General features: G+C 52.6%; 9 protein-coding genes. All 9 read right to left on the reverse strand.

The window, feature by feature from the left end; all coding sequences use genetic code 11:
• Positions 1–77: 77 nt before the first annotated feature.
• On the reverse strand, positions 78–587 hold the full coding sequence (locus INT84_RS14715; RefSeq protein ID WP_194207381.1) for a hypothetical protein: 510 nt from the start codon (positions 585–587) through the stop codon (positions 78–80).
• 2 nt (positions 588–589) lie between these two features.
• Positions 590–1,369: a hypothetical protein gene (locus tag INT84_RS14720; protein ID WP_194207382.1), complete on the reverse strand. Its 780-nt coding sequence runs from the start codon at positions 1,367–1,369 to the stop codon at positions 590–592.
• A gap of 1 nt (position 1,370) precedes the next feature.
• Complete coding sequence (locus INT84_RS14725) at positions 1,371–2,090, reverse strand: hypothetical protein (RefSeq protein WP_194207383.1); 720 nt, start codon at positions 2,088–2,090, stop codon at positions 1,371–1,373.
• 16 nt (positions 2,091–2,106) lie between these two features.
• Positions 2,107–4,806 (reverse strand): AAA domain-containing protein, encoded by a 2,700-nt coding sequence (locus tag INT84_RS14730; RefSeq protein WP_194207384.1) that lies wholly within the window; start codon positions 4,804–4,806, stop codon positions 2,107–2,109.
• A complete protein-coding gene (locus INT84_RS14735; RefSeq protein WP_194207385.1) occupies positions 4,787–5,545 on the reverse strand; it encodes a hypothetical protein in 759 nt (252 codons plus the stop codon). Before INT84_RS14735 ends, INT84_RS14730 begins: the two co-directional genes overlap by 20 nt.
• Positions 5,546–5,575: 30 nt before the next feature.
• Positions 5,576–7,096, reverse strand: a complete 1,521-nt coding sequence (locus INT84_RS14740; RefSeq protein WP_194207386.1) for a PstS family phosphate ABC transporter substrate-binding protein — start codon at positions 7,094–7,096, stop codon at positions 5,576–5,578.
• 310 nt (positions 7,097–7,406) lie between these two features.
• A complete protein-coding gene (glgP, locus tag INT84_RS14745; RefSeq protein ID WP_194207387.1) occupies positions 7,407–9,854 on the reverse strand; it encodes a glycogen phosphorylase in 2,448 nt (815 codons plus the stop codon).
• 17 nt (positions 9,855–9,871) lie between these two features.
• Entirely contained in the window at positions 9,872–11,305 is a 1,434-nt protein-coding gene (gene glgA / locus INT84_RS14750; RefSeq protein WP_194207388.1) for a glycogen synthase GlgA, read from the reverse strand.
• A gap of 89 nt (positions 11,306–11,394) precedes the next feature.
• Entirely contained in the window at positions 11,395–12,678 is a 1,284-nt protein-coding gene (gene glgC / locus INT84_RS14755) for a glucose-1-phosphate adenylyltransferase (protein ID WP_176919407.1), read from the reverse strand.
• Positions 12,679–12,687: the final 9 nt, after the last annotated feature.

The following is a 12,687-nucleotide window of genomic DNA, read 5'->3' on the forward strand; positions in this document are numbered from 1 at the left end:
AGGATAAGCGAAACGCGATCCCACATAATCCTGTTTTATGAATCTATTACTTTTCTTCGCCTGGACGCCATTGTTATTCACGGTATTCTGCGCGACTGCCAATAATATCCCCGCGCAAAGCCTGACTGGGCGCTGAGCGGCCCCGCCAGCTCACCCCATTCGTAATCGCTGAATAGTGATAAAAACCGGACCGGGAACCAGATAATATCCACATATAGCGTGCGAAGGCTTTCCCCGACAAAGATGTTTAACGGGCGAAAATAGATCACAGCTCCCGCGATAATGAGGAATAACAAGGCTGGTGTAAGCATCAGTCCGCAACAGAGCGGCGTTTTCTGCGCCGGAGCGGCGCGACGAGCAATCCGCCAGCCAGCGATCATCATCAATATAAAAATAACGCAATAATCGGCGACCAGCGTCAGGATTATTTCCAGCCCGCTAATCCTCCTGTGCATTACCGACCACGGTAACAGGTCACTTAATAACAGACCCAACGCGAGCATAAAGAGAATAACGGGATAAGCCAATATCGGTACCCCGAAAAACGCAAAGAGCAGCGAGGAGATTTCTGCTTTCAGTTTTCCCATACTTACCCTTTCCCCGGTTGCAGTGAGGCATCATGCATGGCGCACAGACACTCGTCGATCATCCAGCTATCGACTGGTGCCGAATACGTAGCGCTGCATTGACGTAATGACTCCGGTGTTTCTATCGCCTGTGCAGCGCGTTTAAAGAGTTGGCGTCGAACGCATGTTGCCCAGGCTTTAATTTGTTGCGTAATGGATTCATCATCTTCATCTCGATCTACGAATGCGTCTCTGATCATATCGTCGCGTTGAAAATACAAAAGATATGCCAGCGATACCGTGGCCCAGTATCCCGGCACTTCCAGCATCGCATCCAGTAAAGAGACAATTTTAAGGCCGCCGAAATGGAACATCTGCAACATGTCATTCAGTTCTACAACGTCATCTACGGATACCCAATCACGTATAAACTGCTGCGCAAAACGGACCATAAATGCCTGTTCTTCTGGTCGCCAGTGATTAATATTTGTTTCCCCGACACGCCTCAGGCAACAGGTTTCATCAATAGTGCTGGGGAATTCTCTGTACGCGATAAACTCCAGCAGCCTGGGCAGTAAATAACGGATTTCGTTGCTATCCTGCGCCTCTGGATTAGCGCTACTGTTCCAGTCCCTCAGCAAATCAAAGGGAACGGCGCGTATTGAGGTCTGACGTAACGCCTGCTGCTGTTCTTCACTGAAACAATAAGCACAGCACACGTTGAATCGTGACGGCACCGGGTAACGGCGGAATAGAAGGTAACCCTGTTCGATGATGTCCTGCATGGCGGCGCTGGGGGGCATATCACGCTCCCGCCTTTCGCTTACATTCAAACGGCCAGTATACAAAGCGTGCGTTGGCGGCGTTCAGGCGAATAAAAACATCCCGGTTCAAATGAAAGCCAGGCCGGATATCATCTTCTGGATTGTCATAGCCTCCGTCTACGAGCCGGGTCTTATCCTTGTAATAGCGCGCGTATAGCGTCAGTTTCGGCTGCTTTTCCCTGAACGCTCGCAGGCTGTTGTCCTGATGATAGTGCCAGGCCTCTTTAAAGGTCTGCCAGATAAAAACATCCTCTAGAGAGCCGTAGTATTCTTTCAGCCGTCGCTTCGCTATCACTCTTCTTTCGTGATGCGCATCCAGCGCGGTAAATTCCACCGTGAAATCATCGTCGGTATTAACGACGCATGGATGATTAGGTACATCGTCGATATAAGGGTCAAAATCCAGTTCTGCACCGCAGGCGCTAATACGGGTAATGGTATCGACATCAAGGATAAATCCGGGCCAGATGCCGCTGGACGATAGCCCGATACCCAACGTCACATCATAAGCGAGTAACCCTTCCAGCCCTGCCGCATCTGCGAACTTTTCGCCCTCATCCAGCACCTCGTTGATGAGTGTTGGGATGATGCCTTCACACCAGTTTGCTGATTGACTCTGCGCCAGTCTGATATCGGCACCGCTGACGGGGTCCACGCCGGAAAGGCAAACGGAAAGGGTCGTTACTTCGATTGGCGTCATTTTTGTTGTCCCTGTGTCATGACTGCCTACCCGCATCATCAACGCGGTTATCCTGCATAGCCTGCGTTAAAAATGCCGCTATTTTCACCTCAATCTGGCTGTCGATGGTACGCAGGCGCAGTAGCGCAATGCCGCATATTTGCAGGATGGCCTCTTTCAGCGCGTCGCGTTCACGCTGCTCCGGTCGCTCGTGCGCGCCGCCATCGATCTCAATCACCGCGACGGGCTGTTTACCCACCCGATAATAGAAAACGAAATCACAGCTCGCTCCCTGTGTCATAAACTCTTGTTGGCGAGCAGTGAAACGATCGTCGACATGCGTAATCAACTGCCGCAGCAAAATTTGAGAATGTACCGTGAGAGAGTGATAAGTAGGTTGTTTGAGCGTATCGCGAATCAGTAGTGCGGCGATCTGTTCAGAGCGAAAGCGCGAGTCATTCACGTTGAGCCGGGCTTTCAGCTTTTCCAGCGAACGGTCGTACTCGTCATAGAGCAGATCAAAGGCGCTGACCACCGGGCTATGGTGAATCTGTTCATCATCTGCATAGTAGGTCATGTAACGGATCAGCGCAGCGATATGCTGATTATTGCCGGTAAAAACGTTGTCACCGGTCACCAGCGTGAAGTGTTTTTGCGCACGGGAAACGGCGACATTGATGAGGCGTGGATCGTCGACAAAGCTAATCGCTCTGGCATCAGCCTTTTTATCCAGTACCGTGGAAAAGACAATCTCTTCGCATTCGCGCCCCTGAAATTTATGCACCGTTGCGCTGATAATCCCAGGATCGAGCGTGCGACCAGAAAGCGTTACCTGCGCATTGTAGGGCGCAATTAAACCACGGCTCCCCGTTTCGTCCCAGTTCACCACGTCTAACGATTCCAGCTCGCGTAAGTTACTGTAGTGTCGCTCATGATTGCCTTTGGCAGTTACCACCAGCGACAGCGCAGGTTCTCCGTTATCGCGCGTCATCGCAATGAGTTGATTATCATAAAATTGTTTATTGCAAAACTGAATAATTTTGGGATGACAGCGGTAGTGCTCTTTCAGCAATGTCACCGGCAATGTCTTGCCATATACAGAAAACAGCGAATCCAGCAGGCTTTTGTCGACGCAATCATAATGCGGGGAAGGCGCGGGGACAGAATGCTTATCCGGTACATGAGGAAGCTGTTTGCGATCGCCTACAACAATCACGTTTCGGGCGCAGGCGAGCGCCAGGATCCCCGGCACAATATCCTGCTGCGAGGCTTCATCAATAATGACGTAATCCAGCAGCACGCCACCAGCCAGTGAGTTGATAATGGAGTGCGTGCTGCTGCCGATGATCGGATAGCGCTGCAAAAATGCGCCGAAATCGCCCCGGTAATTGTCGCCGCTAAACTGCCTGTTCGAAACGATCGATTGCCGGAGATGTGCATGTAAACAGGCCATCGAATCCTGGGTGAGTTTTTGCTGTAAGGCCAACGCATTATGCTCTTTGAGTATGCTCTCACTCTCTGCCAGCGACTCGCGAGCCAGACGCAGGCGGACAGCGTAGTAATAGCGTTGTAAGGCCAAAAAGAATAACTGCCGCTTGTTGGCGCTATTCAGCGGTTGCGCGTTCACAATACCGAATTTGAGCAATAGCGGCAGTCGATCGCGCCAGCGAAAACTTCCTGTCGGCAGCGACTGAACAAAGGCCATAAAGTCGGTGATCTTATTCTGCAAAAATCGATAATGTTCAACGTCAGGCAGAGAATGAATACCCTGATTATGCAGCCACTGATTGAGATATTTCTCTTCAATACACAGTTCGTCAATTTCGGCACGCCGCCGGGCAATGTCATTTTGCGCACGCAGGGTACTTTTTAACTGCATAAGTTGTTGCGTAACCGTACTGATATCAGGGGCGGCGAGCGGCGAATGTTGCGGCATCGCGGGCTGGTCAGCGAAAAACGCCGACTTATTATCCGTACTGCCTAAACGGGCAACGACATAATCCAGATTAACCTTCGCCAACTTTTCATAGACGTTTGCTACCGCAGTATTGTTATTGGAAACGATAGCAACGCTGCCGTTGTTCAGCAGAATATTGGCGAGGATATTGAGGATAGTCTGGGTTTTCCCGGTTCCCGGCGGGCCTTCTATAACGGAAAGTTGCGTGCTAAACGCCTGCTCAACGGCATTCATCTGACTTTCATTCAGGCCAAAAGGGTAGATCAGGTGTTCTGGCCTGCGTCGGGACGCATTTTTGCCACAGCAGTAAGCTTCAAGTGCCGTGTCAGGATGCGCCACGATGTTATCCATCTGTCGGAGGACATTCTCCATGATATGCCGTTGGCTCTGGCTGGCGTTCGCCACTCTTTGCTCGGCAACGCGACGGAAATAGCCGAAAATAGGGTTATCTTTCAGTGTGGTTGCTGGCATGATTTGCACATCTCCGGCGGCCATAACGTCGCACGGTTTGCCATTCGGATAATGAATTAACGCATATTTATTGCCGACGATCTCCGCATGGTCGATGACTTTGACGCCAGGCTGACCCTTTTGGATTAACAACGTGCCGTTGGCTCGTACCGTGGGGGCGACGTTACAGACGTCAAACGGATAGCTGTATTCTTTGCCTGAATGAAAATGACAGGTGAGTTCAATACACTTTCTGCCTGAGTGATAACGTAGGGTCCAGTCAGCGAGCTGTCTCGTTCTGTCTTCCTCGTTAATGCAGATGGTGACCATTCTCTTCTCCATGAGGTGAGGTTTTATACTCCACGTTCCGGCACCGTGCTGTCCCGAACGGGCAGTAATGAAAACGCGCCCTGGCGGCATGGAGGCGGATAAAAACATCCCGGTTCAAATGAAACCCGGGGCGGATATAGTCCTCGTCGCTGGCGTAGCATCCCTCAACGAGTTGAGTTTCATCCTCATGATAACGCGCGTTTAGCGTGAACATTAGCTGCTTTTCACGAAATTTCTGCAAACTATTATCGCCATGATAGTTAAGCGCTTTGATGAATAACTGACGAATACAGACATCATCGGACCCGCTATTTTCTCCAGGGCGTTGCGTTGCGATAGTTGTCCGTAGGCTCCACGGTTCCACTGCCGAGAGCCTGACGATAAAATCGTTCTCTTCGGTGGTATCACTGTCACCAGCGGGCATCTCGTGGATATAAGGGTCAAAATCCAGTGTCGACCTGCACTGGCTAAAACGATGGATCGTCACTTCATCCAGAAAGAACGCCGGATTTATACCACGGGCGTACAGCCCAACGAGCATATGCACATCCCAGCGGCGCAACGCTTTCAGTCCACCAGTTCCAGCAAAAACGTACGCACGGTCAAACGCGGCGTTAATTGACGCCGGAATAATACCCTCCTGCCAGCGATCCACGGTGACGAGCGCAATAGTCATGTCCACGCTGCTGGTCGGGTCTGTCCCTGCCAGCTCAACGGTCAATTTTATGTACGGCGGCATGAGTGACTCCTTTTGCGAACCTGCGGCGCTTTATTGAGTAGAGGCAATATCGTTACTTCTATACAGCGGTACATACCCCACATCCTGCGCCAGGCGCTGTCCTTGCGGACTTAAAAACCAGTCTACTAATTTTTGCGTTTCTGCCGTCGGATGTTCGCGGGTGACCATATACACATCCACCGTATACGGATAACTGCCGTTGCGAATGTTTTCTACCGTTGGCGCGATACCGTTGATGTCCAGCAACTTAATCCCTTTGTTCGCATTCATCTGCGTGGCGTAGTAGCGGAAGGTATATCCAATCGCGGGCAGGTTATTCTGATACTCAGCAACTTTATGGATCACACCCTCCATTGCGCTAGCGATTTCCGTTTCCCTGGCGGGGAGCATCGGCGTGTCTTTCATGACTTTTGCCAGCATGACGGTCTGGCTACCTGAGTCTTCCGGGCGCTGCCAGATCTGAAAGTTATTGTGATCGCCGCCAACCTCATCCCAACGACGCACTTTTCCGCTAAATATGTCGCGCACCTGCTGTTCGGTTAACGAATTTACCGGATTTTTTTGATTGGCGATGATAACGAAAGCCTCGCGGGCAAAAGGCGTGTAAGCGAGTTTAACCCCGGCGTCCTGCGCACGTTTTTTCTGCGATGCCGAGGGCTGGGCGACAAAGATAATATCCGCTCTGTCGGCGATAAGGTTTTCATACGCCTGTGGCGTGCGGGAGTTATCCAGAAAGTTGCTTTCGATTTCAAAATCTTCCATTTCTGACGGAAATATATTGAGCGCGTAAAACGCGGAGGCATAAAGTGGGTATGCCGCCGTCGCACCATCCAGACGCGGCCAGTGCTCAGTGAATCGCAAAGTGGGTTCGCCCTGTAACTTAACCAGCGCGCTGCTGGCTACCTGAGGATGAAAATCACGAGTATCAATGGCTTCCGCAACGCTTTTTTCCGGGTTCTGGCCAGGGTATTTATCGGCGTGTAATTTTCCCTGCCATACTGCATAGCCTGTTGCCAGAATCAGAAGAACCAACAGGGTATTTCGGCACAGCCGCTCTGTGGCAGTTAGAGGATTTTTTCGCTGCTGCCAGATGTACCCGAGGGCAAACAGGATCTGTGAACCGGCCGAAACCACGATGATCCCCCAGAACCAGCCGGAAAGTACCCAGGTAATATTCAGCAAGAACCAGGGCAATAATTCCCAGAATAACCGCATAACCGGTTTGCTGCTAAAACTCAGCGCCCCCTGTTCCATGGCGATGATCCACAGGCTTAGCGCAATAAGGGCGGGCAGCAGGAGCAGGCATTGTCGCCACGGGGGGCTACCGTTGCGATCCCATTTTTGACCGACGATGAACATGGCGATGCCCCCGAGAATAAACGTCAGGGAATTAGCAAAGTAATACATAAATGCAGGTGCATCAGTGCCGTCAATGATTAGCGCCAGAAACGCTGCGATACAGCCAACGATAAACGCAACAACGTGCGTCAGTACAGGGACGCCAAAAAATGCGAGGCATAGCGATAATGCGATGGGTTTTAACTTTTCCATGTTATTCCTGCTGAGTCCTTTCAGAGGGCTATATTATAAAATAAACAGGTCGGGCACTTTTCTGAATTACAGGTAAAAAATCGGAGCCAGACGGCCCCGATTGGGTGAGAACTTGCGTAAATTTGCCCGGTGGTGCTGCGCTTACCGGGCCTACGAAAACCTTACAAACGCCGATATCCTGCATTCCGTGGGCCGGGTACAACCCGTGCCCGGTGGCGCTGCGCTTACCGGGCCTGTGAGGTCTTACAGACGTCGATATCCTGCACCCCGTAGGCCGGGTAAGGCGAAGCCGTCACCCGGCATAACAGCCTTACAACCTGACCGGGGTAATCCCCCAGATCTGATCCGCATACTCCTGAATTGTCCTGTCAGAAGAGAAGTAGCCCATGTTGGCAATGTTGCGCATCGCTTTATTGGTCCACTCTTCCGGCTGACGGTAAAGGGTATCCACCTTGTCCTGACAGTCCACATAGCTACGGTAGTCCGCCAGCACCTGATAGTGGTCGCCGAAGTTGATCAGCGAGTCGACCAGATCGCGGTAGCGGCCAGGCTCTTCGGGGCTGAATACGCCGGTAGCGATTTGGGTCAACACCTGACGCAGTTCGTCATCTTCTTCGTAATAGTCGCGCGGTTTATAGCCCTGCCGACGCAGTTCTTCGACCTCTTCTGCGGTATTACCGAAAATAAAGATGTTTTCCGCGCCAACGTGCTCCAGCATCTCGACGTTTGCACCGTCCAGCGTGCCGATGGTCAGCGCACCGTTCAGGGCAAATTTCATATTACTGGTGCCGGAAGCCTCGGTGCCCGCCAGCGAGATCTGTTCGGAAAGATCTGCCGCCGGAATGATCACCTGTGCCAGGCTGACGCTGTAGTTAGGTATAAACACCACTTTCAGCTTGTCGCCGATTTGTGGATCGTTGTTGATCACCTTCGCGACATCATTGATCAAGTGGATAATATGCTTCGCCATATAGTAGGCCGAGGCGGCTTTACCGGCGAAGATATTGACGCGTGGCACCCACTCCGCCGACGAATCGTCTTTAATGCGGTTATAGCGGGTAATCACGTGCAGTACATTCATCAGCTGACGCTTGTACTCGTGAATACGCTTGATCTGCACATCAAACAACGCGTGTGGATTGACCACCACATTAAGCTGTTGGGCAATCAACACCGCCAGGCGTTTTTTATTCTCCAGCTTCGCCTGATGTACCGCCTGATTGACCAGCGGGTAATCAATATGCTGTTCGAGTTCGCTAAGCTGGCTGAGATCGGTGCGCCAGGTACGGCCAATGTTCTCATCCAGCACGCCGGAGAGCGACGGGTTCGCCAGCGCCAGCCAGCGACGCGGCGTGACGCCGTTCGTTACGTTGGTAAAGCGGGTCGGGAAGATCGTCGCAAAGTCGGCAAACAGCGACTGGACCATCAGGTTGGAGTGCAGTTCCGATACGCCGTTGACCTTATGGCTCGCTACCACCGCCAGCCAGGCCATGCGCACGCGGCGACCGTTCGACTCATCAATAATCGAAACGCGGCTCAGCAGACCGGTATCTTGCGGATACTGCTCCTGAACCGTTTTCAGGAAGTAATCGTTGATTTCAAAGATGATTTGCAGATGGCGCGGCAAAATTTTACCGAGCATGTCTACAGGCCAGGTTTCCAGCGCTTCACTCATTAACGTATGGTTGGTATAAGAGAAGATCTGGCAGGTCATCTCAAATGCTTCGTCCCAGCTAAATTTGTGCTCGTCGATCAGCAGGCGCATCAACTCGGGAATCGACAATACCGGGTGAGTATCATTAAGGTGAATCGCGGTTTTTTCCGCCAGATTGGCATAGGTTTTATGCAGCTGATAGTGGCGGCTTAAAATGTCCTGGATAGTGGCGGAAACAAGGAAATACTCCTGACGCAGGCGCAGTTCGCGCCCGGAATAGGTGGAGTCATCCGGGTACAGAACGCGCGATACGTTCTCAGAGTGGTTTTTATCCTCCACCGCCGCGAAGTAATCGCCCTGGTTAAATTTACCGAGGTTGATTTCGCTACTGGCCTGCGCGTTCCACAGACGCAATGTGTTCGTGGCATCGGTGTCGTAACCGGGGATGATCTGATCGTACGCGACCGCGAGGATCTCCTCGGTCTCTATCCAGCGGCTTTTTTTCCCCTCCTGTTGAATACGCCCGCCAAAACGCACTTTATAGCGCGTGTTATGGCGTTTGAATTCCCACGGGTTGCCGTATTCCAGCCAGTAGTCCGGCGACTCTTTCTGCCGACCATCGACGATGTTCTGTTTGAACATGCCGTAGTCGTAACGAATGCCGTAGCCCCGGCCCGGCAGGCCCAGCGTGGCCAGCGAGTCAAGGAAGCAGGCTGCCAGACGTCCGAGGCCACCGTTGCCTAACCCAGGGTCATTCTCTTCGTCAATCAGCTCTTCAAGGTTAAGCCCCATCTCATCCAGCGCATTGTTCACGTCGTCATAGACGCCCAGCGATAACAGCGCGTTAGAGAGCGTTCGCCCAATTAAAAACTCCATTGAAAGATAGTAAACCTGACGCGTCTCCTGAGAGAGTTGCGCCCGATTCGATCGTAACCAACGCTCTACCAGACGGTCGCGTACCGCAAACAGAGTGGCGTTAAGCCACTCATGCTTATTGGCGATCGCTGGATCTTTCCCTATGGTGAACATCAACTTGTAAGCAATGGAATGCTTCAATGCCTCAATGCTGTGCGTGGGGGAGGCATAAGTAAAAGGTGCATTCATCAACATGATTCCTGTTGTTACATCAAACGTTGATAGAGATCGCGATAGGCCTGTGCGGCAACGTGCCAGCTAAAGTCCATGTGCATCGCCTGACGCTGTACATAGCGCCAGAGCGACGGACGCGACCACAACACAAAAGCGCGCCGGATCGCCCGTAACAGGGACCAGGCATTGCTGTCTTCAAATACAAAGCCACTGGCGACTCCATCCGCCAGATTCTCCAGGGAACTATCGGCAACGGTATCGGCAAGCCCGCCAGTGCGGCGTACCAGCGGCAGCGTGCCGTATTTCAATCCATAAAGCTGAGTCAGGCCGCACGGTTCAAAACGGCTGGGGACCAGAATGACATCTGCGCCACCCATAATGCGATGCGAGAAGGCTTCGTGATAGCCAATCTGTACACCGACCTGCCCGGAATGTTCAGCGGCGGCGGCCAGGAATCCCTCCTGAAGCACCGGATCGCCCGCGCCTAAAAGCGCCAGTTGTCCGCCCTGTTCCAGCAGCCCCGGCAGTGCCTCAAGCACTAAATCCAGTCCTTTCTGGCTGGTCAGACGGCTCACCACCGCAAACAGCGGAATTTTGTCATCCACTTTCAGGCCCATGGCAATTTGCAGCTGGCGTTTGTTTTCTGCCTTGCTTTCCAGTGTATCGCGACCGTAGCGGGAATTAAGCAGTAAGTCGGTTTCCGGACTCCAGATCTTTTCATCCACGCCGTTAAGGATGCCGGTCAGACGGCCTTCCATTTGTCGCTGGCGAAGCAGACCTTCCATGCCATAGGCAAACTGTGGCTGAGTGATTTCGAGGGCATAGGTCGGGCTGACAGCGGTAATATGATCGGCATAAAACAGGCCCGCTTTCAGGAACGAGATTTGCCCTTCGAACTCCAGCCCGTGCATGTTATAGAACGACCATGGCAGTTGGATGTCATTCATATGATGGGCATAAAACAGCCCCTGGTACGCCAGGTTATGCACGGTGAAAATGGATTTTGCCGGATGGCCACGAGCCGCAAGATAGGCCGGAGCCAGTCCCGCGTGCCAGTCGTGCGCGTGCACCACGTCCGGACGCCAGAACGGGTCCAGGCCGCAGGCCATTTCGCACCCTACCCAGCCGAGCAGCGCAAAGCGCACCACGTTGTCGGTGTAGGCATACAAGTTAGTGTCGTGATAAGGGCTACCCGGGCGGTCATACAAGTGCGGAGCATCTATCAGGTAGACGCCCACATCATTGTAGTGCCCAAACAGCAGCGTGATAGGTCCGGCAAACGTGTCACGCCGCGTCACCACTTGTGCATCAGGGATGCCCCGGCGAATATCAGGAAACGCAGGAAGCAGTACGCGTGCATCAATACCTTCCGCTTTTTGTGCTGCGGGTAACGCACCAATCACGTCTGCCAGGCCGCCGGTTTTTAACAGCGGGAACATCTCAGAACATACATGTAAAACCTGCATTATCGCTCCTGTCACCACCACAAGGCACTCTGGCGCTTGCAGTAAAACAGCGCGCGGACCCCTTCCGCGCAAGGTTATTATTTGAGTTTCTAGATTTTCAGTTTATTCAACATGTCTCGTGTGACCAGCACGATCCCTTCTTCCGAACGGTAGAAACGACGCGCATCTTCTTCGGCGTTTTCACCGATCACCAGGCCTTCCGGGATCACACAAGCGCGGTCGATTACGCAACGACGCAAACGACAGGAACGTCCCACCCATACATCCGGTAATAGCACGGATGAGTCAATGTTGCAGAACGAATTCACCCGGACACGCGGGAATAGCACAGACTGCACAACTACCGAACCCGAGATGATACAGCCGCCTGATACCAGCGAGTTGAGCGTCATGCCGTGGCTACCGGAGCGATCCTGGACGAATTTTGCCGGCGGCAACGATTCCATGTGCGTGCGGATCGGCCAGTCCTGATCGTACATATCCAGTTCTGGCGTGACTGACGCCAGATCAAGGTTAGCCTTCCAGTAAGCTTCGAGCGTACCGACATCGCGCCAGTAGGGTTCAGCTTCTGGGTCTGACTGTACGCAGGAGAGCGGGAAAGGATGCGCATAGGCCATCCCTGCTTTGGTGATCTGCGGAATAATGTCTTTGCCGAAATCGTGGCTGGAGTTTTCGTCGAGATCGTCCTGCTCCAGCAGCTCATAGAGGTAGTCAGCGTTAAAAACATAAATCCCCATACTGGCGAGCGATTTGGTGTCGTCGTTAGGCATGGTTGGCGGGTTAGCCGGTTTTTCAACGAAATCGATGATTTTGTCATCTTCGTCAACGTGCATTACGCCAAACGCCGTCGCCTCTGCCTTAGGCACCGGCAGGCAGGCCACGGTGCAACGCGCGCCTTTCTTCACGTGGTCGATCAACATCCGCGAGTAATCCTGCTTGTAGATATGATCGCCCGCGAGGATCACCACGTACTCTGCTTTGTAGCGGCGAATAACATCCAGGTTCTGCGTGACCGCATCGGCGGTGCCGCGATACCAGTTTTCACCGTGTACACGCTGCTGCGCAGGCAGCAAATCGACGAATTCATTCATCTCTTCGCTGAAGAATGACCAGCCGCGCTGGATGTGCTGTACCAGCGTATGTGATTGATACTGAGTGATCACACCAATCCGGCGAATGCCGGAGTTAAGGCAGTTTGATAATGCAAAATCAATAATACGGAACTTGCCGCCAAAGTGGACCGCGGGTTTTGCCCGCGTGACCGTCAAATCTTTCAGGCGCGTTCCGCGCCCTCCTGCCAGAATCAGGGCAACAGACTTCATTGGCAACTGGCGCGACAGCATCAGCAAATTATCATTTTCAAGCCTAACCATGTCGAACTC

The organism is Superficieibacter sp. 1612_C1, assembly GCF_015234305.1.
Taxonomy (GTDB): Bacteria; Pseudomonadota; Gammaproteobacteria; order Enterobacterales; family Enterobacteriaceae; genus Superficieibacter.